Origin of the sequence: Acinetobacter sp. YH12039 (assembly GCF_013420015.1) — a bacterium.
Lineage (GTDB): Bacteria > Pseudomonadota > Gammaproteobacteria > Pseudomonadales > Moraxellaceae > Acinetobacter > Acinetobacter amyesii.
Genome location: NZ_VOZA01000003.1, coordinates 120,733 through 142,880 on the forward strand (window position 1 = coordinate 120,733; position 22,148 = coordinate 142,880).

Here is a 22,148-nt window from a genome sequence, read left to right on the forward strand (position 1 = left end):
TAGAATCATAGGTATTGAAGAAGACAAGGAACATCACAATGAAAAAAGTAATGAGCGTATGCGCAGTCGCGATGATGTCGACCCTAATGCTTGCTGGTTGTGAAAGCATGTCGCCAAATGAACAACGTATTGGTGCTGCAGCTTTAGGTGGTGCTATAGGTGGTGGTGTGGGTAATAATGTCGGTGGTGGTGTAGGTGCAGCCGTTGGTGGTGGTGCTGGTGCAGCTGTCGGTAGTAAAACTCAAAACGGTTCAAACCGAAATGCCACATATAGTGGTGTAGGTGGTGCGATTGGTTCTGCAGTCGGTAAAAGTATCTTTGGTGGTAACACCGGTGCTGCGATTGGTGGTGCAATCGGTGGTGGTGCAGGTGCTGCAATTGAGCAAAATCGCTAATCCAATCCGATAAATTTGAATGAAAAGGCGCTTAAAGATAAGCGCCTTTTTTATTTGCGTGGACGGGGTTGCTTGCGACGAATGTATAGGGTTTTTTGAACTTCAGCGATACGTAAGCCTGCTTCATCAAAAATATTTAAGCTATAGTTCCGTAGTACAGGTGCGTGGTTATCTGCTAAGTTTTTAATATGATTGATTTCATTTGGGTCGAGCTGGATGTCAGCGTATACCGTTCCACGCCCGGGGGATAAAAATTGGATATTTGCAGCTTTGTCCCACACGATATAACGTGAGCCAAGGTGATGCATCAAAATCAACATATAAAATGGGTCAACCATTGAATAAAGACTACCGCCAAAATGTACACCGACGATATTTTGATTTTTACGAGTTAATGGCATTTTGACGCGAATGTGATAATTGGCGAGATCAATTTTATCAATCGAAATGCCAGCACCTTTATAAGGGGCATAATGATTGAGTAAGAATTTAGAGACAATAGGCATTGTCATTATTTTCTGGATTATGCTCATACTGGGTCAATTTTTTTTTATGCTGAACTTTGCATACTAAATGAGTTTCCAAACTGTGGCATTGATCACATTGCCCATGTTCACAAATAAAACGTCAATTCGATGGAATCGATAAAAGGACAAGAAGAATGCAACCACTAAATACGCAATGGGTGAATACCACAGATCAACAACGGCTCTATGTGAAGACATGGGGTGATGAAACAAAGCCAGCATTGGTTTTGGTTCATGGTTATCCTGATAATCAGGAAGTATGGGAACCGGTTATTGAACATCTTGGTTCTAAATTTTATATTGTGAGCTATGACGTGCGAGGTGCAGGGCAGTCATCTGTGCCCCGTAAAGTACGAGATTATCGTTTGGAGCAATTATCACTTGATTTGGATAGTGTAACGCAAGCGGTATTAGGCGAACGTAGTTTTCATTTGGCCGCGCATGATTGGGGCTCTATCCAATCTTGGGAATCGGTGACTGAGCCAAAATTTCGCTCACGTATTTTGTCTTATTCAACTATTTCTGGGCCATGTTTGGATCATGCGGCATTTTTGCTCAGAAATAGCTTCAAGCATCAGCAGAAAAAATTACTCAAATTATTAAGTAAGTCATGGTACATCGGGGTATTCCAATTACCATTTTTGGCACCGACCGCGTGGCATTTTTTGAATGCTGAACGTTGGGGAAAAATTGTGAATGATTTAGAACGTACTCAAGAATTGCCTTTGAATCATAATATTCAGCATGATGGTAAACACGGTATTGCGCTTTACCGTGCTAATTTTATTCCCCGCTTAACTCAGCCTAGACAACGTCATGCGGTCTGTCCTGTACAAGCGATTGTGTTGAAACATGATAATTTTGTCAGTCCAGATTACATTAAAGAATTACCTAATTGGGTTGAAGATTTATCTGTAGTTGAAGTCAATGCCAATCATTGGGCCGTGCTGAGCCAACCCGAAAAAATTGCAAGTTACATCGCTCAATTTGCGCAATCACAGCAGCTTTAAGTAAATCGTTCAACAGTGGCAGTTTCATCGATAGGGGGCTAAATAGCGAGCAAATTCTGATAAAATACGGTTTTTTGTCAGACTCCCTTTTTTCTTATGTTTGCTATTCTTGCCGCAATTACAGTCATGTTTGGACTGTCGCTGGCACGCGTGCCTGTTGTATTTGCGCTGATCATTGGTGCAGTAACAGGTGGCTTGTTAGCTGGTCTTGGTATTCATGGCACCATCGAAGCGTTTAATAGTGGCTTAGGCAACGGTGCTCAAATCGCACTTGCTTATGGCGTGTTGGGGGCATTTGCTTTGGCACTTGCGCGTTCAGGTTTGCCAGATTTACTGGCTTATCAACTCATTACTAAACTCAAAGGTAACAGTAATGTGAAAGCCCAGAATCGCGTGAAATACGTAATTTTCGCTACTATCGCTTTAGCCGCCGTATGTTCACAAAACGTGATTCCAGTGCACATTGCGTTTATTCCAGTATTAATTCCACCATTACTCAGCGTATTTAATCATTTAAAACTTGACCGTCGTTTGATTGCTTGTGTTCTGACTTTTGGTCTTGTGGCGACTTATATGCTGGTACCTTTTGGTTTTGGTGCTATTTTCCTTAATGATATTTTAGGTCAAAACATCAATACCTTTGGTAAGCCATACGGTTTCAACATCAGCTATGATCAAATTCCAACTGCTATGGCAATTCCAGTATTTGGGATGTTTGTTGGCTTATTAATTGCTGTTTTTTATAGCTACCGTAAACCACGAGAGTATGCTGACGTTCAGGTTAAGGAATCACAGCACACCATCTCCTCTGATGTAAAAGCAGATGAAAATGGTAAACCACAAGTCGCTAAATTTACTTTGATTATGGCTGCGGTTGCAGTGGTTGCTACGCTTTCTGTTCAAGTCATATCTGAGTCGATGATTTTGGCCGGTCTCGTTGGTGTTGCGATCTTAAGCTGTGCAGGTATTTTTAAGTGGAAAGAAGCCGACGATGTCATTATCAGTGGTATGCGCATGATGGCACTGGTGGGTTTCATTATGATTTCTGCGCAAGGCTTTGCATCTGTGATTGAGGCTACGAATCAAGTACCAACACTGGTACAAGCTTCAGTTGAATGGATTGGAAACAGCCAAGGTTTAGCGGCATTTTGGATGTTATTAATTGGGTTATTAATTACCTTAGGTATTGGTTCTTCATTCTCAACAATCCCAATTTTGGCCATTATTTATGTACCACTTTGTATTCAATTTGGTTTTAGCCCAGCGGCAACGATTGCAATTATTGGTACAGCAGCAGCTTTAGGAGATGCAGGTTCTCCGGCATCAGACTCAACTTTAGGGCCAACATCAGGTCTTAATATGGATGGTCAGCATGACCACATGAAAGACAGTGTGGTCCCGACCTTCATTCACTACAATATTCCATTAATGATCTTTGGTTGGATTGCCGCAATGGTACTCTAAAAAATTTTCAAAGATAAATAAAAAGGCGATTATATAATCGCCTTTTTTTTTATTTAATCCTGAGGATTTTGGTTGGATTAAAATAATTCATTTTATTAATTCTGATTAAAAAGGTTGGTATATTATGAATAATAAATTAATTATAACGGTGAAAATATAAAACCAAGCATTGCACTATGATTAAAATAAATATATATAATTAATAATGACTTATATAATAATGTAAAAATTTATAAAATAATAATGTTGCATAATTTTAATACTAATGTTTAATATTAATTATTCATTCTAGAAGGTTGCTTTAAAATGTTAAAACAAGCTGCTCTTATTGCATTATTGGGTATGTCTGCTTCAGCGATGGCTGGTCAATGGCAGGTTAAAGTTGGTGCTTCTGTAATTGCTCCAACTGCAGATACTGATATTGCTAATGGTGCTTTAAATGTAAAAGCGGATCATGAGTTTGCATTTACACCGTCTGTAGAATATTTCTTTAATGACAACATTTCAGCTGAATTACTATTAGCTACACCAATTAGTCATGATGTGGATGTAACAGCTGCGGGTTCAAAAGTTGCTGGTGTTAAATTGAAACATCTTCCACCAACAATTACTGCGAAATATAACTTTAAAAATTCAACTGGCTTTACACCTTACATTGGTGTGGGTGGTACAGCATTTGTTGCTTGGGATGAAGATGGTTCAGGTGTGCTAGAAGGCACAAAGGTTAAAGTGAAAGAGTCTTATGGTTTTGCAGGTCAAGTCGGTTTTAACTACCAGCCAGCTGATGCTAAAAACTGGGGCGTATTCTTTGATGCACGCTATGCTCAGATTAGCCCAGAAGTGGAAATTACAGGTGTACCTAAATTTGATTTAGATATCGATCCTATGGTGTATACAATTGGTTATAGCTACAAATTCTAAGCTGTAACTGATCTTAAAACCCTGCCATTAGGCAGGGTTTTTTATGCAGCATATTCCATTCATCAGTTGATCGAATTGAACAAATAGGCAATAGAAAATTTAGGTAGAAGTGTTAGAGTCGAGATAAATCAGCAAGTTGGATGAAGAGAAAAGACGATGAAAAAAATTATTCAGGGTATGCTGGTCTTGGGCAGTGCTTATTTTATTTCGACAAGTTATGCCGCAAGTTTTGATTGTAAAAAGGCGAAAACCATTACCGAACATGCGGTTTGTGATAACCGGAGTATTAATGATGCCGATGTCAAAATGGCCACGACCTATACGATTATTCGTCATTTAGTTCCCATGGGGACACGTGGTGCAATTCAAGATCAACAAATAAAATGGCTACAACTACGCGATCAGTGCCGTGACAATGTCAGTTGTTTAAGTGATGTATATAAAATGCGGCAGCAAAAACTGGATCTCTACATGGACCGCGTTTATAAACAAGGACCTTTTTAAACCTTAAAATTTAGTGCGATAGAATAAAAATTTTCCATTCACACTATTGAAAAATAGTGAAGTCCCTCCATTCATATAGGCAATTGATAATTTTACTCAGTATGAACGGAGAGACTGATGAGCGAACAACAATCTCAAAAACACAGCTTCCAAGCGGAAGTGGCTCAGTTACTGCATTTAGTAACACATTCTTTATATTCAAATCCTGAAATTTTCCTTCGTGAGTTAGTATCAAACGCATCTGATGCCTGTGATAAATTACGTTTTGAAGGGATTAACCATCCTGAATATTATGAAAATGATCCAGATTTACATGTGCGTATTCATTTAAATAAAGAGCAGAAGACAATTACCATTTCGGATAATGGTATTGGTATGACACAACAAGAAGCGATTGATCATTTGGGTACGATTGCTAAGTCTGGCACTAAAGATTTTATGTCGAAGCTTACGGGTGATCAAAAGTCAGATGCACAATTGATTGGTCAATTTGGTGTGGGCTTCTATTCAGGTTTTATTGTTGCTGAAAAAATTACAGTGGAATCACGTCGTGCTGGGGTAAATGCCGCTGAAGGGGTACGTTGGGTTAGTAATGGTACAGGTGAGTTTGATGTAGAGCCAATTGATAAGGCTTCACGTGGAACCGACATCATTTTGCATTTACGCGAGGATGCTTTAGATTATTTAGATCGTTACAAAGTTAAGCAGATTATTAATAAATACTCTGATCATATTAGTTTGCCAATTGAGATGCAGAAAGAAGTTTGGCAACAAGAGGAAGCTGCCGAAGGCGAAGAAGCAAAACCTGGTCAATATGTACTGACGGATGAGTGGGAAGCGATTAACTCAGCAAGTGCATTATGGACGCGTAATAAAAATGAGATCAGTGAAGAACAATATACTGAGTTTTATAAAAACCTGAGCCATGATTTTGAAGCCCCGCTTGCATGGACACACAACCGTGTAGAGGGAAGTACGGAATATACACAGTTACTTTATATTCCATCTCGCGCACCAAGCAATATTTTCACACGTGAAGCTAAAGCAGGAATTAAGCTCTATGTGAAACGTGTATTTATCATGGATGATGCGGATAATTTGATTCCAAATTATTTACGTTTTGTTCAAGGTGTGGTGGATAGCGCAGACTTACCACTTAATGTAAGCCGTGAATTATTACAAGAAAGTCGCGACGTGAAAACGATTCGTGAAGGTAACGCCCGCCGTATTTTAACGGTGCTAGATGGTTTGGCGAAATCTGAAGATGTTGCTGATCAAGAGAAGTTTGCAAAATTCTACGCTGAGTTTGGTTCAGTCTTAAAAGAAGGCTTAGGCGAAGACATGGCGAATCGTGAGCGTATTCTAAAATTATTACGCTTTGCTTCGTCAAATAATGATGAAGTGAAAACATCATTTGCAGACTATAAAGCCAATATGAAAGAAGGCCAAAAGGCAATTTACTATGTGACTGCTGATAGTTTAAATGCTGCGAAAAACTCACCACAACTTGAATTGTTCAAGAAAAAAGGTATCGAAGTGCTGCTCATGACTGAACGAGTGGATGAGTGGGCGATGGAATTTGTTTTTGAGTTTGATGGAACACCATTACAGAATGTATCAAAAGGTGCAGTTGATTTGGGTGATCTACAAGATGCTGAAGAGAAGAAAGCACTTGAGGAAGCTGCTGAGCAGTTTAAACCTGTTGTTGAAAAACTGTCGGATGCGTTAAAAGATAAGACCTCTGAAGTGCGTGTAACAACACGTTTAGTGGACTCTCCTGCGTGTTTGGTGGTGGCTGAGGGTGAGTTATCACCGCAACTGGTCCGTATGCTAAAACAAGCAGGACAAGCGGTTCCCGAGTCAAAACCAGTCTTGGAAATCAATCCATCCCATCCGTTGGTACAAAAATTAGAAGGTTCAGCGCAATTTGATGATTTGGCGAATGTGATCTTCGATCAAGCGTTGATTGCTGAAGGCGGTTTACCCGAAGATCCTGCCCAATACATCAAACGGATTAACAGCTTATTGCTGAAGTAACGGTAGATATGAAATGAACCTCCTTCGGGAGGTTTTTTATTTGGTTTTTCGATAGAGCACATGAATAAAAACGTCCATGTTTTAATCTTTAAAATAAATTAAAAATAAATAATTAATCTATAATAACGATCATTAAGTGTTGGGAATCTTAAGATGAAAATTTTAGTGATCGCTGCAATGGGCTCGCTGCTCTCTATGGGTCTCATGCAATCTGCTCAGGCAGATAGCGCTAAGCAAAAAATGGTGCGTAATGACCGTGTGCAGGTTTCAAAGCAGATCGCACAATACGATATCAATCCTTTTGTAGATAGTCGCCGTGTGATGCGAAATGATCGTGTTCAGTATAGTTTTCCTAAAGTGAAAAAAGTCGCTGAAAAACAGCCAAGTATTGTACGTAATGATCGTGTACGTGTGATTAAGAAAAATTGAAGCTGAGTTATTTAAAAAAAGCCCATCCTGTTGAGATGGGCTTTTTATTCGCTGTGAAATAGCGGGTTCTAGAACAAGGCTTCAAGGCGCACTAAGGCGCCCACAAAGTGGCTTTTATCGTCACGATGGTTGTTGAGGTAGTTGAGATCACCTTGGATATAAAACCATTCGCGCAGAAAGGGCTGTCGCCATGATACATAGGGTCCCCAACTGTTTAAACGCAGTTGATCGTTATTGTAAAAACCACCTGTATATAGGCCGTAGTTGAATCGGTTACCTTTAAAAAATTGGTGTTGGCGGTAACTGAAGTTATCCCATTTCAGATCATCATCCTGTGCATCTGCATAGGTCAGGTTGAATTGGTTTGAGATAAAGGGTTGGCCTGGACGAGCATGGGTTAATTCTAAATTGGTTCTTAGATAATTTTCACTATCGATACCATAACGATAAATTTGTTCGGCTAAAAAACTGTAATCATTGTCGAGTTGCCATTTTTTAGCTGCTTTTAAGCGGACATATAGGTCATCACCAGAACGTAAACCTAGATCAACGTCAGTTTCGAAGGGCAGTCGATCTGAAATTTCTGACCAACGTAACGCGAGCGAACTGTTATCTTCACGGGTTTGCTTATTGTCATAATGTTTATCGTTTCGTCCATCCGGATTTTCATTGGTAATCGCGGCATTATTTTCAAGCTCATTATCCAAAGAGTCATCACCAAACACGACGCTTAACTTTTTCTCCAAGGTCGGGAGTTTAATTTTTCCTCGTATACGTGGCTTAATTTCGTAACCGTCATGTTTATCCCAGCTGTTATCTAAAATGACCCGTAGGGTTGCATTGGCAGGCTTTTCTGGCTCACTTTTCCCAAACCAATGGTCCATTTTGACTGCAGTGCGATCTGCCCATTGACGAACTTTTTTTTGTTGCTTATCGGTCCAGCTATTACTTTCCGTTTGTTCTGTTGTCGGAACAATGGGGTGATCTGATTGTTCAGGTAAGAAGGTCGGTGTTGCATCAATCCAACGTGGAATTTGATCTAAAAAATCATAGGTCTTTGGCGTGATATACGGTGAATTTTGGTCAGTTACAGGCACATCCTGCGAATGTTCACCCTCAGTTTCATTGACGACAGCATCAGTTTCATTGGCCCAAGCAACTTGATACATCAAGCTCATTGATGCGGAAAAAAGCAAAGTCCGAATAAAGTACTGTTGTTTTTTATGCATATGTTTTGGCTCTATTTAATTATCATCTGAGTATCCTGCATCTGTAGTTTTGTTATTTTTGTCGGATAAATGCAAGCCAAACTACAAAATAAATGCAATTATTCTTCGGTCATTTGCTTAAGTGCTTGATAAAGCGAAATCACATCAATGGGTTGAGGCAATTGTTGGATCACATTTTGGATGCTCTGCCAATTTAAACCTTGTTGTCGATGGAGGATCAAATAGGGAAGGGCTTGTTCGGTACGCAAGAGTGCCATGCGTTTTTGACCGTGGATTAACCGTATTTTTTGACGTTCTTGTAATAATAACAACGGGGTATGTAGTGTCTGTTCAGGTTCATCAAAATGAATGAATTTTTGCGTATGAATTAACTGTGCCGGGATAAATGGATAATAGTCGTTTTGCGACCAAATCATTTCAGCATGCTGAGACTGTTGATAGAGCTGATCAGGTGCAGCACAGAGTTGCTCTAGATTGTCCCATGATAAGACTTTAATCGCAGCAAGTTCATGTTGATGTTGTTGGCAAAACAGCTGAGAGAGTCGAATGGCTTCCATTTGCGTTTGTGCACCAAACAACAAGAGATATTTGATGAAGCGACCTTCGGTATTGATTTGCTCTGCTAAATACAGTGGCTGGTTTTTCCAATCTGTACCATCTGTCGTATGTAATAGAACATCAAGTTGTGTTGTGAGTTCAGGCTGATCTATAAACTGCAATTCATACAAGGCCAATTGCGCATCGATGTTTTGCAGCGTTTGAACGCGAGCGGTGTATTGAGCGATTTGAACCTGTTCAGGAAGTTCAACGCCTGCCATTGTCGAGTTGAGATATTCCTCCGATGGCGCATGTGTTGGCTGCTCAATTAGAACAAGAGGAATGGTATCAGGTGCAGAAAGCTCTGGTTTATTTGTATTTGAGTTATCAAGCAACGTATCCGCTTCATTGATTTGCTTATCGCAATGATCTAGATCGACAGAACCGTCTTTATTTATCGCTTCAATTGGCAGTAGGTCGTCCACACTTGCGGCAACACAGCTTGGCGCTGTAATGATTTCATCCTTTAGGCGTAAGGTATGTAGACTTAGATCGGTATCACTGATTAAACATTTATATAGCTGTTGTTGTTCAATTAACCAATCATAGCATTCGTTAAAATTGCCCCATTCACTGAGTAAAGCCGTGCGCTGTTTGGCTGGAATCATCCACACTTGCCAACCTAATTCATGGTCATGCAGCAAGGCCCAACCCATCTCTGGATATTGATATAAAGCATTTTCAAGTGCAGCATCATGGTTAAAATAGCCACGAAATAACAATGAATATGGCGTTTGTTTGGAAAATTCAGTGGCAGCCATTTGTGGCTTAGTTAATGCACGATAACTTAATATTTGCTTTTGAAAAATCGGTTCATCGCATAAGGCAAAAATTTCATGAATCCGACGTTTAGAAAGCGCAGTTTCATAAAAACTCAAAGCACGATGTTCAAGTTGATGGGTCAGTACATGGATTTCTTTTATTAATTGTACTTTGTCTTGTAAATTCATTTGTCCACTTCCTAAAGGACTTTTTGTGCTTTTTCTAAATATTTAGCCAATACAATATTGGTTGCAAGTTCTACTAATTTATATTCAGCCGAATTCGGGTTTCGATATGTATTGGCCAATTCAATCAGGTGCTCAATATCTATGACCTGCGGTGAAATTTTTCCTTGTATCAGTGCCTGAAGTTCTTGCATAGGACAATGTAAATTTAAAAATAAAGAAGTCGATTAGTTCATTTGATTATAGAGATTTCATTAAAAAAAACATGGAAATAAATGTCAGCTTCTACAAATTAAGCGTTAAATATGACAATTAATGCGCATTTTGTTTAAAAATAATACCAAATCATTAGCTTAAAGATAGGTTTTGCAAAAGATATAGCGGTATGGTTTGATCAATTTTTTTGAAGTCATCATCAGCGATCGAGCGCTTTTAGATGTTCATTTTTAATGTTAAGTAAAGAATAAAGCCCAAAGTAAAGGCACATAAAATAAAAAACCGATGGTGGGAGCCATCGGTTTTTTATGGAAAAATCAGCTAAAAATTATGCTTTTTTTTCTGTGTTTGTTACAACTTTAGTTGTATCTGCAGCAGGTGCTTTGTTATCTGCATTGGCAGTTTCAGCAGTCACAGCTTTTTTTACTGGAAAATCTGGTACATAAACGATTTGTGCAGAAACAGTTGCAGAAAGCGCCATCACAGCAACAGCCATAGCATATTTGATTGCGTTCATTTGTGTATTCCTATCAATCATTAGTAACTCAAAAATTGAGTCAGGGAGAAAATTAATCACTTGAATTTATGTGAAAATAATATCAAAAAATAATCAATTAAAAATGATCGATTCGGCAACACAAGATAAATGGTAGGATTTAATATTTATATAAAACAGTCTATTAGAGTTATTGCTCTAGAGTTTTTAGTGGCTGAGTGACAGCGGCGTATCACTCAGATATAGATGAAAAATCTATGAATGTTTGGCACATTTCTTTTCATAGACTTTGCCTGCGATACCACCAATAATGGCACCACTAATCGTACCAAAAACAGGCAAAATACTGCCTGCAACAGCGCCGATCGCAGCACCTTTGACGGTCGGAGAAAAACGTGAGAGAAAGCTATTCTCCCCTGTTTGCGACTCGTTGGCGGTTGTTTGAGGGGTTGTATTGGTAGATAGTTCGGTTTCAGCAGAAGTTGCTTGAGGTTCAATAGTCATGACATTACTCCCGAGCATGATCGTTAGAAGAATGAAGCTTTTAGCCTAATCGGTAGTGGCCTTGGCTTAAACAGAAAGCATGTAATAAATGATGGTCAGTTTGTAATCCCTCGAAGTGGAATTCACTCCTGTGTAAGACATGTAATATTTTGCTGTTTTGATGTTTAAAAAATAACCAAAATAAGTGACTTAATCATATGATGAAGATTCAAAATCATAACAATGAGGATAAATACAATGTCTGTTGCTAAAGTCGTTGAAGTAAATGCAAGTAGCACAAAAAGTTTTGAAGATGCAATTCAAACGGGAATTAATAAAGTCACTGAAACTGTGAAAAACGTTCAGGGTGCATGGATTAATGAACAAAAAGTCGTGGTGAAAGACAATAAAATTGCAGAATATCGAGTGAACTTAAAAATCAGCTTCTTGGTGGAATAAGTTTCATTTTATTGATGTTAAAAACTGATCATAAAAAATCCCCGAAGTTCGGGGATTTTTGTTTGAACACGCTGAATTATTTTTCAGGCGTTTCACAGCTTTCATCATTACATACAGGTGTAGGAGCAAGTTCAGGAAGTTCCGCAGCTTTGTCCATCACTTGTTTAAACACGTCTTTCGGTTGAGCGCCAGCTAAAGCAATGCGTTGCTCAAATACAAAGAACGGTACACCCGTAACTTTAAGTTGATCGCGTGCTACTTCTTCGTCGTATTTGACGAAATCAGCAAATTCATCTGAGTCTAATAAGTCATCGACTTCAACAGGGTTTAGACCAATACGAGATGCAACGTCTTCTAAGGTTTCACGTTCACCAATGGCCAAGCCTTGCGTCATATAGCTATAGAAGAAAGCTTCTTTGGCTTCACTACCGAGACCTTTGCTTTGTGCAAGATGAATCAAGCGGTGCGCGTTGAAAGTATTGCCTGAATTGGCTTTTTGCCAGTTAAATTCAATACCTTCAGCTTTTGCCATTTCGGCAATATTGCGCTGCATTTCCTCTACTTCTTCAATACTACGGCCATATTTTTGAGCCAGACGTTCAGTATTGGAAATTTCTAGGCGAGCGGGCGCATCTGCATCAAGTTGATAGCTATGCCAAAACACTTCAAGTTCTACACCCGATTCTTCGGCAGCAGCTTCAAGGCGTTTTTTCGCAATATAACAAAATGGGCAAACCACGTCTGACCAGATATCTACACGCATGGGAAATCTCTTTTCTATATTCTGGGAAAATGATGGGGGCAAATCCTAAAATTTAAAGCCAAGCAATGCAATCCATTTTTGTTTCGATGGCGCAATGTCGAATTTTTTTGATGTTGATACAAGGCTTGACCGAAGATTTGTCGGACTATTAATCCGTGATTAAACGTTTACCCAAACAAATCACTTCAACCTCTTCATAGCCCAATTGTTCATAAAAATTTTGTACGTCAATGTTGTCTTGGCGAATCAGTAATTGAAGTTTTGGACAGCCTAAAGCAATTAAGCGTTTTTCTAATTGCTGAATGAGGGCAGTAGCGACACCATTTCGCTGAAAATGTGGATGTACGGCGAGATAATTGACCCAGCCTCGATGTCCATCATAGCCACCCATCACAGTTGCGATCAATTGATCATCTTTGACAGCCAATAAAAATAATTGATCACGTTGCGCTAGTTTTCGAAAAATATCAATTTCAGGGTTATTCCATGGACGGGTCAGATCACACAGTTCCCAAAGTGCAATCACATCATCTAAATCAGATTCGAGATAGGGGCGGATAATAAACATAATTTTTGTTTTAGCATGTATTTTGACCAATCTAGATTAGTCGAGTTTTGCAGACTTGATAAGTCATATTGAAAAATAAAAGCCATAAAAAAACGCTCCGAAGAGCGTTTTTTTATTCACTGTCAATTAAGCAGTTTTAACTTCTGGTTGAGCAGCTAACATGTGGCCGTTCTCTTCGAAGTTGATGTGCCAAGACAATGCTTCACGTAGAAGGTGAGGTGTTTGACCACCTTTCGCACATGCACGGTCGAAGTAATCATTTAGCGCATCACGGTACATAGGGTGAGCACAGTTGTCGATTACTGCACGAGCACGTTCACGTGGAGCAAGACCACGTAAGTCAGCAAGACCTTGTTCAGTAACTAAGATGTCAACGTCGTGTTCAGCATGGTCAATGTGAGAAGCAAATGGAACAACAGAAGAAATGTCGCCGCCTTTTGCAATTGATTTAGTCACGAAGATCGCCAAGTGTGCATTACGTGCGAAGTCACCTGAACCACCGATACCGTTCATCATTTTTGTACCGCAAACGTGAGTTGAGTTCACGTTACCGTAGATATCAAACTCAAGCGCAGTGTTGATACCGATGATACCTAAACGACGTACAAGTTCTGGATGGTTAGAAATTTCTTGTGGACGTAATACAAGTTTGTCTTTGTATTGTTCAAGGTTATTAAATACTTTTTCGCCATATTTAGCAGAAAGCGTAATAGAAGAACCTGAAGCAAATTTCATTTTGCCTGCGTCGATCAATTCAAATGTACAGTCTTGAAGTACTTCAGAGTACATGATCAAGTCTTCAAAGTTCGAATCTTTAAGACCAGTCAATACTGCGTTTGCAATTGAACCGATACCTGCTTGTAATGGACCAAGGTTTTTCGGTAAACGACCTTCTTCTACTTCTTTTTCAAAGAAAGCGATAAGGTGGTTTGCAATACCTTGAGTTTCATCATCAGGTGCAGTCACTGTAGATGGAGAGTCATGCAATTCGTTGTTAAATACGATACCTACGATTTTTGAAGGATCGATGTTGATTGCATGTGTACCAATACGTTCGTCAACTTGAGTCAATGGAATCGCTTGACGTGTTGGACGATATGTTGGGATATAAATATCGTGTAAGCCTTCGAATGCTGGGCTTAAGTTGGTGTTGATTTCAACAATCACTTTTTCAGCAAAAATTGCGAAGCTTGCAGAGTTACCTACAGACGTTGTAGGAATGATGCCACCATCTTCAGTGATCGCAACAGCTTCAATAATTGCCACATCAGGCTTTTTAAGCTGAAGGTTACGCATTTGTTCAACTGTTTCAGACAAATGCTGATCGATGAACATCACTTCGCCTTTATTGATGGCTTTACGTAATGTATTGTCTACTTGGAACGGTAAACGACGAGCAAGAACACCTGCTTCAGTCAATTTTTTGTCCAAATCGTTACCCAAGCTCGCGCCAGTAATTAGGGTAATTTTAAGAGGATTAGCATGAGCCTGTTGAACCAACGCTAAAGGTACAGCTTTCGCTTCACCTGCGCGTGTGAAACCACTCATACCTACCGTCATACCATCCTGAATGAATTCAGCAGCTTTTTCTGCGCTGATAACTTTGTCGTGAAGGGCAGCTAAACGGATGCGATCTAAAGACATCATATACTCTCGTGAAATTCTCAAAACTGATACGGATTGTACCGATCAAAAAAGCCATTTTGCATACCTGTTAGGCTAAGGTCTAATTTTTTGAAAAAATGTGGGTATAAGATTTTATTATGATTTTTAAACCACTGAATAATAAGGTTAAAAATATCAATGGTTAAAGCTTAAACAAAACTGTTCGTTGCTTTTTTGAACGCTTGTTAAAAGCGTTCAGTTAAACTTTGCTTAATTTTTTCCAATGGGCTGTTGTTTAATATTTCATCATTTTCGAGTTTTTGCAGTGGTAAAGAAATGATCGCTTCGAGTCCACCTTCTGCTCGATTGTGAATTGAAAGTTGACCTTCGTGAATATCCACAATACGTTTTACAATGGCTAAACCGAGTCCACTGCCTTGAATGGTACGTGCATCATTACCACGTACAAAAGGTTGCATCAGGTCTTCAATTTGGTCTTCAGGAATCCCTTCGCCATTATCGGCAACGCGAATTTGAATATGGTCACCTTCATATTCGGTAGACAGTTCAATCGGCTCGGCACCATAGCGTTTTGAGTTATTGATTAAGTTGCCTATTAATCGTTTTAAGGACAGGCTACGTGCTTGAATAATCGGTAAGTCTTGAGGTTCAAAGCGAATATCTAAAGGTTTAAATTGAATCACTAATTCCTGCAATAGCGCATTTAAATCAGTATCTTGCGGAACTTCATCTGAACCATCTCGCATATACGAAATGAACTGATTCAGAATCGCATCCATATCTTCAACATCGTAAATCAGACCTTCTTTTAGGAAGTCATCATCAGGCATCATTTCTGCGCTGAGTCGAATACGGGTCAGCGGAGTACGCAAATCGTGGGAAATACCGGCCAACATGATACGACGATCACGTTCAGTTTGTTCCAGCGTGTAGACCATGTGGTTAAAGGCTTGGTTTACTTCACGGATTTCTTGTGGCCCATGGTTGGTTTCTAAATAAGGTGCAGTGCCGTGTTTACTATAGTTGTTTGCCGCATCTTGTAAACGTTTTAGTGGACGGTTGAGCTGACGAACCAAGGTTAAGATAATGATGCCAGCAATCAGCGGAATACCCAATAACCAACCTAAAATCAGCTCTGCGCTATAGTTGGCATAGGTTTTTAAAGGCTCGCGAACCCAGTTTCCATTCATTTCTGGAGTTTGAATCCAGATGCGTGGGTCAGGTTTAAATTGGAAATACACGGTCGCATTATCAATGCGCATTTCTTTGGCCAGTTTCTTTTCAATTTGATTGGTAAAGAACTCTGCAATCACTTTGTCTTTGACATTGGGGAATTCTTTCGGATCGGTCACATATTCGATCCCGACACGGTTGCGCATCCAGTCGTCGACATCTACTTCGGCATTGTTATGAAAAATCCGTAAATCAGGATTGTTAATGATTTCAAGTTCGACCGCGAGGTAACGAGCATGTTGTTGAATTTCGGGTAAATAGAGTGTGCGCCAAAAGAACCATAAGGACATAAACAGGCTAAAAAACACCACAAATAAGACCAATACGGTGGTCCGCATGGCTGCAGAGCGGGGTTTGATTTTATCGAGGAAGCGTTCCCAAGGTGTCCGTTTTTTTTCGGAGTAGGTAACGTAGTCGGTAAATTCCTGTGGGTCGATGGGTTCGAGTTTCACGCAGAATCCTTTAAGCAAATTTTTTGAAAGGCAGTTTTTATTCTTTGCGATGGAATCTTACTGCTGGAACGTTCTTCGGGAGGAGTTCGTTATGTTACTTTTTAAAAAAGTAACCAAAATTTTTGCCATTCGCTGAACTCGCGCACATTACTTTTATTCATTCAATTTCAAGTGGCTCAGACAGCAGCGAATGGTATTTCCGGACATGAGGTACGGTGACTCGATTCTCAGGTCTTATTTTATGGCTTATTCAGCACCATCTGGAACAAAGACATAACCCACACCCCAAACAGTTTGGATATAACGTGCACGTGCCGGGTTTTCTTCAACCAAACGACGCAGGCGAGAAACTTGAACGTCAATTGAACGCTCCATAGCACCCCATTCACGACCACGAGCAAGATTCATTAACTTGTCGCGTGTCAGTGGTTCACGAGGGTGTTGAACTAATGCTTTGAGTACGGCAAATTCACCCGTTGTTAATGTGACGACTTGACCTTCACGGGTTAATGTACGAGTAGACAGGTCGAGTGACCACGGACCAAAAGACACCACTTCCATTTGTTGGCTTGGTGCGCCCGGAACTTCACGCACTTGGCGACGTAGGACTGCACGAATACGAGCTAATAGCTCATTCGGGTTAAATGGTTTTGGTAAATAGTCATCTGCACCGGCTTCAAGTCCTGCAATACGGTCTGAATCGCTACCACGAGCGGTCAGCATAATGATCGGGGTATCGATGCTAGATTGGCGCAGACGGCGGCAAATACTCAAGCCATCTTCAACAGGCAACATAAAGTCGAGCACAATCAGGGAAAAGAGTTCCCGCTGCAACAGACGATCCATCTGAGTCGCATCATGTGCGGTTTTGACCACAAAACCTTTATCTTCTAGGAAGCGTTGTAAGAGGGTGCGTAGACGCACATCATCATCGACAACCAGAATGCGTTCGACTCGGTCGGTTTCGGCTTGTACGGCATCTGTTTTTTCAGCAGGTACAACTAAACTCATGACGTGCTCCTTATTCTTTATTGTCATCGTAAACAAAAAGTCGATTTCACTTGAGTATACGATTCATTTATATAAATTTACTATGCTCTAAAGCAACAAATATTGCAGTTAAAATCAAGACATAGATACCAAATGTATACATGTTGTTCGAATCAGTTTGCTTGTCTAAGTCTCGCTAATTTGCTGTTTCATAGTCAGTTTCGTAAAAAAATGTGTATTTGAGATGAATTGGCATTAAAAACCACGAATAAATTTATAAAAACAATTGTGGATTTTATGGTCTTGGTCTTTATAATCATGGCTTTTAGAACTTATCCTTGCAGGGATCTAATACGATGACTGACTTAGTTCAGCAGTTGGCAAAAGAAATTGCCGTACGTCCAAATCAAATTGAAGCTGCCATCAAGCTCATTGATGAAGGTGCCAGTGTTCCATTTATCGCACGTTACCGTAAAGAAGTGACGCAAGGTCTGGACGATACTCAATTACGTCAGCTCGATACACGTCTGACTTACCTGCGTGATTTATTTGAGCGCCGTGAAAAGGTAATCGAATCTCTAAAAGAACAAAACAAGTTATCTGATGACTTACTTGCTCGCGTGAATGCAGCAGAAACTAAAAATGCTTTAGAAGAGATTTACGCGCCGTATCGTCCAAAACGTACCAGTAAATCATTTAAAGCAAAAGAAGCGGGTTTAGGCCCAATCGCTGAAAAAATCTTTAATGAAGCGGTAGACCCAACCGAAGCTTTAGTTGGTTTTAGTCATGAAGATTATGCTGATGTTGAAAGCCAATTAGATGCGATTCAACACATTTTAATTGATGACTGGGCACAAAATATTGCATTAACTACTGAGCTAAAAGCGACATTTGCGAAAACTGCAGTGTTGAAAAGTTTAGTTGCAAGCGATGAGAAAAAAGAAGTCGGTAAAAAATTCCGTGATTACTTTGATTTCTCTGAAAGCTTAAATAAAGTCCCTTCACACCGTTTATTGGCGATGCTCCGTGGCCGTCAAGAAAATGTCTTGGGCTTAAAAGTCGATGGTGAAGATGATGCACCATTGGCTCGTATTGATACTGAATACAATTTAGAAACAGCACAACCACAAGCACGTGCAGATTTCTTAAAACAAACTGCAAAATTATTCTGGCTCGGTAAAGTTCGTCCTGCGATTGAACATTCATTATTGACTGAAAAACGTTTGGCTGCTGAAGCTGAAGCGATGGATGTCTTTGCTGAAAACCTACGTCATTTATTACTTTCTGCTCCTGCAGGCGCACGTTGCACATTGGGTGTAGACCCTGGCATCCGTACGGGTGTGAAATTGGCTGTTGTCAATGCATCAGGTGATGTTCTTGCACACAGCACGATTTACCCATTTGCTCCGAAAGAAGACAAAGCTGGTTCAGTTGCTGAACTTGCGCGCCTTTGCCGCGAATTCAATGTTGAATTAATTGCGATTGGTAATGGTACTGCAAGCCGTGAAACTGAAGCTGTTGTGGCTGAAATGATGGCAGCAAATACAGACTTGAACTTGATTCGTGTGTCAGTATCTGAAGCAGGTGCGTCGGTTTACTCAGCATCTGAATTGGCGTCAAATGAATTGCCAGATTTAGATGTATCGATCCGCGGTGCTGTATCGATTGCACGTCGTTTACAAGATCCATTGGCTGAACTTGTGAAGATTGATCCTAAATCGATTGGTGTGGGTCAATACCAACATGATGTGAACCAAACCGGTTTGGCAAAAACGCTAGAAGCGGTTGTGGAAGACTGTGTGAACTCAGTAGGTGTTGATGTCAACACAGCATCATCTGCTATTTTGGGTTATATCGCGGGTCTAAATAAATCGATTGCACAGCAAATCGTTGAATTCCGCAAAGAAAATGGTCGTTTTGATAACCGTCAAAGTTTGAAGAAAGTACCTCGTTTAGGCGAACGTACCTTTGAACAAGCAGCAGGTTTCTTACGTATTCAAGATGGTTCTGAGCCACTTGATGCTTCTGCTGTTCACCCTGAATCTTATGGTTTAGTAGAAAAAATTGTGGCAGCGAAAGCAACCACAGTCAAAGATATTATTGGTAATACTGAAATTATTCGCCAAGTAAACGCCGAAGAATTTGTGAATGATCAATTTGGTTTGCCAACGATTCAGGACGTTTTATCTGAACTTGAGAAACCAGGTCGTGACCCGCGTCCAGAGTTCCGTACGGCGAAGTTCCGTGAAGACATCACTGAAGTGGCTCAGTTGACTGAAGGTTTACAGCTTGAAGGTGTGGTTACAAATGTGACGAACTTCGGTGCATTCGTGGATGTGGGTGTACACCAAGACGGTTTAGTGCATATTTCTGAACTTGCAAATGAATTTGTTGCAGATCCGCACAAAGTCGTGAAGCCAGGTCAAATTGTTCAAGTTCGTGTCTTGAATGTCGATGTTGAGCGTAACCGTGTTAACTTGTCTATGCGTGCAGAAGGTGCTGCTGCAGCGAAACCACAACGTCAACCACGTCGTGACAATGTACAGCAAGAACAACGAGGTGAGCGTAAGCCACATGCGAAACGTCCACAGCATGCCCGTCCGCAAGGCGACCGCCCACAAGGTCATAAAAAACCTCAAGCAGCGAAACCACAAGAAAATAAAATTGGTGGTTTAGGTGCGTTGTTATTACAAGCAGGGATTAAAGGTTCGAAGTAATCTTTAACTGTTAAAAAAACCTCCCATATGGGAGGTTTTTTTATATAAGATTAAAACAATCAAAGCTTAAATAAACTTAGAAGATCATGATGTTACGTAGTTATTATCAGGGTTCAGTTCAACAATTCATACATACAAATGAACAAGAAATTATGGGGGCTTTGGCACTACAGCATGAATTTGCATTGGAAGATTTACAAAAGAACGCTTGGTTAAAACAAATTGAGATTTTAAAACAACAGTTGGATTTTTTAGATGAGGGAGAAATCTTTTTTGAATTCTCTATTCCACGGATGGGTAAGCGCGTAGATAACATTCTTTTGATACGTAATTTAATTTTTGTTATTGAATTTAAAGTAGGTGAAAAGAGTTACCCACAATATGCTAAGACTCAGGTCATAGATTATTGTTTGGATTTGTTGAATTTTCATGAAGGTAGTCATCAGCAAAAGGTCATACCACTTTTAATTTCAACCCAAGCTCAAAGTTGTGAACAGTCATGGTCAGCGGTATCCACTTATCAAGATACTTTATGCTGTAACACCCATAATTTACGGATTGTAATCGAACAAGCGCTTTATCAATTTGCAGGTCTTACGCAACTTAATATCAAACAGTGGGTTGAGTCTCGATATAAACCAACACCCACAATTATTGAAGCAGCTCAGGCGTTATATCAAGGTCATACAGTGGATGAAATTTCTAGAAGTGATGCCGGTGCAAAAAATTTAGCGATCACTTCGAAAAAAATCGAACAAATTATTGAAGATGCAAAATTAACAAATAAAAAAACGATTTGTTTTTTAACGGGTGTACCTGGTGCAGGAAAGACATTGGCCGGTCTTAATATTGCGAACCAGCGTTTAAAAACAAATGAACAAGAACATTCTGTATTTTTATCTGGGAATGGTCCTTTAGTTGATGTTTTACGTGAAGCATTGGTTCGAAATACCGTGGAACTTGCTAAGCAACAAACAGAAAAAAAGACGCGATCTGAGGCAGAACGTGAAGCCAAAGCCTTTGTACAAAATATTCATCATTTTAGAGATCATTATTTGAAATCAAATGAGGTGCCAATCGAAAAAGTCGTTATTTTTGATGAAGCTCAAAGGGCCTGGCAAAAGGATCAGGTTTCAAACTTTATGAAACAGAAAAAAGGTATTGATAATTTTTCGATGTCTGAACCAGAGTTTATCATTAGTGTTATGGATCGCCACGCTGATTGGTGTGTCGTTGTTTGCCTGATTGGTGGTGGGCAGGAGATTAACACTGGAGAAGCAGGTGTTTCTGAATGGCTATCAGCATTAGAACATAAATACCCGAAATGGAAGATCTACTTTTCTAACAAAATTTTGCAGGATAAAGTCTATTTAACTGATCCTAAACAACAATTCTGGGTTCAAAAAAATGGAAAAAATGAGGAAGATTTACATCTTGCTGTTTCTGTCCGGTCATTTCGCAGCGAACAAGTTTCACATTTGATTCAACATGTATTAGATGGTGATGCAAAGTCCGCGAAAGAAACTTACCATATGATGTCCCAAGATTATCCTATTCTGCTTTGTCGTGATTTTAATGTTGCTAAACAGTGGTTAAAAAGAAAGGCTAAGGGTTCAGAGCGCTTTGGGGTTATTGCTAGTTCGGGTGCCAGACGTTTAAAAGCCGAAGGTATTGATGTAAAGAATAAAATAACACCTGCAGATTGGTTTTTGAATTCAAATACAGATGTACGTTCTGCGTATTATTTGGAAGATATTGCAACTGAGTTTGATGTGCAAGGCTTGGAAATAGATTACAGTTGCGTGGCATGGGATATTAATTTTTATTTTGATCAAGATTGGCAATTTCAAGCCTTTAAAGGTAGTCGATGGCAAAATATAAGGCAAACTGAAAAGCAGAAATACCTGTTAAATGCATATCGAGTGCTACTGACTCGGGCGCGACAAGGTATGGTGTTGTATATACCATCTGTAGATGACAGTGACTGGACTCGTCCCAAGAAATATTATGATTCGACGTATAATTTTTTGAAGCAATGTGGTTTCAATACGCTATAAAAAAACCTCCCATTTGGGAGGTTTTTTT

At 39.8% G+C, this 22,148-nt stretch carries 21 protein-coding genes; 10 read left to right on the plus strand and 11 right to left on the minus strand.

Annotation, left to right across the window (positions count from 1 at the left end; genetic code table 11):
• Positions 1–38: 38 nt before the first annotated feature.
• A complete protein-coding gene (locus FTT98_RS02640) occupies positions 39–395 on the plus strand; it encodes a DNA transfer protein p32 (protein ID WP_078192840.1) in 357 nt (118 codons plus the stop codon).
• A gap of 50 nt (positions 396–445) precedes the next feature.
• Here the strand turns inward: FTT98_RS02640 and FTT98_RS02645 are convergent, their stop codons facing one another.
• On the minus strand, positions 446–928 hold the full coding sequence (locus FTT98_RS02645; protein ID WP_078189823.1) for a DUF4442 domain-containing protein: 483 nt from the start codon (positions 926–928) through the stop codon (positions 446–448).
• Positions 929–1,056: 128 nt separating this feature from the next.
• On the opposite strand from FTT98_RS02645, the gene FTT98_RS02650 reads away from it, so the two are divergent.
• From FTT98_RS02650 to FTT98_RS02675, 6 genes are all read left to right on the plus strand, one after another.
• Positions 1,057–1,932: an alpha/beta fold hydrolase gene (locus tag FTT98_RS02650; RefSeq protein ID WP_180041291.1), complete on the plus strand. Its 876-nt coding sequence runs from the start codon at positions 1,057–1,059 to the stop codon at positions 1,930–1,932.
• Positions 1,933–2,028: 96 nt separating this feature from the next.
• Positions 2,029–3,396: a Na+/H+ antiporter family protein gene (locus tag FTT98_RS02655; RefSeq protein WP_078192837.1), complete on the plus strand. Its 1,368-nt coding sequence runs from the start codon at positions 2,029–2,031 to the stop codon at positions 3,394–3,396.
• A 306-nt stretch (positions 3,397–3,702) separates the two neighbouring features.
• Positions 3,703–4,317, plus strand: coding sequence for an OmpW family protein (locus FTT98_RS02660; RefSeq protein WP_180041289.1), 615 nt, complete (start codon positions 3,703–3,705; stop codon positions 4,315–4,317).
• Between the two features lie 156 nt (positions 4,318–4,473).
• Positions 4,474–4,821: a lysozyme inhibitor LprI family protein gene (locus tag FTT98_RS02665; protein ID WP_078189819.1), complete on the plus strand. Its 348-nt coding sequence runs from the start codon at positions 4,474–4,476 to the stop codon at positions 4,819–4,821.
• A 117-nt stretch (positions 4,822–4,938) separates the two neighbouring features.
• Entirely contained in the window at positions 4,939–6,858 is a 1,920-nt protein-coding gene (gene htpG / locus FTT98_RS02670) for a molecular chaperone HtpG (RefSeq protein ID WP_111885837.1), read from the plus strand.
• A 153-nt stretch (positions 6,859–7,011) separates the two neighbouring features.
• Positions 7,012–7,287 carry a hypothetical protein gene (locus FTT98_RS02675; RefSeq protein WP_180041285.1) on the plus strand — a complete coding sequence of 92 codons (276 nt, stop codon included), beginning with the start codon at positions 7,012–7,014 and terminating at the stop codon, positions 7,285–7,287.
• A gap of 68 nt (positions 7,288–7,355) precedes the next feature.
• On the opposite strand, the gene FTT98_RS02680 is transcribed toward FTT98_RS02675, so the two are convergent.
• The 5 genes from FTT98_RS02680 to FTT98_RS02700 form a co-directional block, all read right to left on the minus strand.
• Entirely contained in the window at positions 7,356–8,516 is a 1,161-nt protein-coding gene (locus FTT98_RS02680) for a hypothetical protein (protein ID WP_180041283.1), read from the minus strand.
• A gap of 98 nt (positions 8,517–8,614) precedes the next feature.
• A complete protein-coding gene (locus FTT98_RS02685; protein ID WP_180176949.1) occupies positions 8,615–10,063 on the minus strand; it encodes a hypothetical protein in 1,449 nt (482 codons plus the stop codon).
• Positions 10,064–10,074: 11 nt separating this feature from the next.
• Positions 10,075–10,254, minus strand: a complete 180-nt coding sequence (locus FTT98_RS02690; RefSeq protein ID WP_180007056.1) for a hypothetical protein — start codon at positions 10,252–10,254, stop codon at positions 10,075–10,077.
• Between the two features lie 350 nt (positions 10,255–10,604).
• Positions 10,605–10,793, minus strand: a complete 189-nt coding sequence (locus FTT98_RS02695; RefSeq protein WP_180010237.1) for a hypothetical protein — start codon at positions 10,791–10,793, stop codon at positions 10,605–10,607.
• Positions 10,794–11,027: 234 nt separating this feature from the next.
• Positions 11,028–11,276, minus strand: coding sequence for a glycine zipper domain-containing protein (locus FTT98_RS02700; RefSeq protein ID WP_218950681.1), 249 nt, complete (start codon positions 11,274–11,276; stop codon positions 11,028–11,030).
• 237 nt (positions 11,277–11,513) lie between these two features.
• On the opposite strand from FTT98_RS02700, the gene FTT98_RS02705 reads away from it, so the two are divergent.
• Positions 11,514–11,714: a dodecin family protein gene (locus FTT98_RS02705; protein ID WP_067761311.1), complete on the plus strand. Its 201-nt coding sequence runs from the start codon at positions 11,514–11,516 to the stop codon at positions 11,712–11,714.
• 76 nt (positions 11,715–11,790) lie between these two features.
• On the opposite strand, the gene FTT98_RS02710 is transcribed toward FTT98_RS02705, so the two are convergent.
• The 5 genes from FTT98_RS02710 to ompR form a co-directional block, all read right to left on the minus strand.
• Positions 11,791–12,477: a DsbA family protein gene (locus FTT98_RS02710; RefSeq protein WP_180022688.1), complete on the minus strand. Its 687-nt coding sequence runs from the start codon at positions 12,475–12,477 to the stop codon at positions 11,791–11,793.
• A 148-nt stretch (positions 12,478–12,625) separates the two neighbouring features.
• Positions 12,626–13,045, minus strand: coding sequence for a GNAT family acetyltransferase (locus tag FTT98_RS02715; RefSeq protein WP_078189811.1), 420 nt, complete (start codon positions 13,043–13,045; stop codon positions 12,626–12,628).
• A 126-nt stretch (positions 13,046–13,171) separates the two neighbouring features.
• Complete coding sequence (locus FTT98_RS02720) at positions 13,172–14,689, minus strand: acetyl-CoA hydrolase/transferase family protein (RefSeq protein ID WP_180007250.1); 1,518 nt, start codon at positions 14,687–14,689, stop codon at positions 13,172–13,174.
• A 206-nt stretch (positions 14,690–14,895) separates the two neighbouring features.
• Positions 14,896–16,356 carry an ATP-binding protein gene (locus FTT98_RS02725; RefSeq protein ID WP_111885830.1) on the minus strand — a complete coding sequence of 487 codons (1,461 nt, stop codon included), beginning with the start codon at positions 16,354–16,356 and terminating at the stop codon, positions 14,896–14,898.
• A 246-nt stretch (positions 16,357–16,602) separates the two neighbouring features.
• Positions 16,603–17,367 (minus strand): two-component system response regulator OmpR, encoded by a 765-nt coding sequence (ompR, locus tag FTT98_RS02730; protein WP_078189809.1) that lies wholly within the window; start codon positions 17,365–17,367, stop codon positions 16,603–16,605.
• 335 nt (positions 17,368–17,702) lie between these two features.
• Here ompR and FTT98_RS02735 point away from each other — a divergent pair, with 335 nt between their 5' ends.
• Both FTT98_RS02735 and FTT98_RS02740 read left to right on the plus strand, forming a co-directional pair.
• On the plus strand, positions 17,703–20,063 hold the full coding sequence (locus FTT98_RS02735; protein WP_180041024.1) for a Tex family protein: 2,361 nt from the start codon (positions 17,703–17,705) through the stop codon (positions 20,061–20,063).
• 89 nt (positions 20,064–20,152) lie between these two features.
• A complete protein-coding gene (locus tag FTT98_RS02740; RefSeq protein ID WP_180176955.1) occupies positions 20,153–22,120 on the plus strand; it encodes a DUF2075 domain-containing protein in 1,968 nt (655 codons plus the stop codon).
• Positions 22,121–22,148 lie beyond the last annotated feature (28 nt).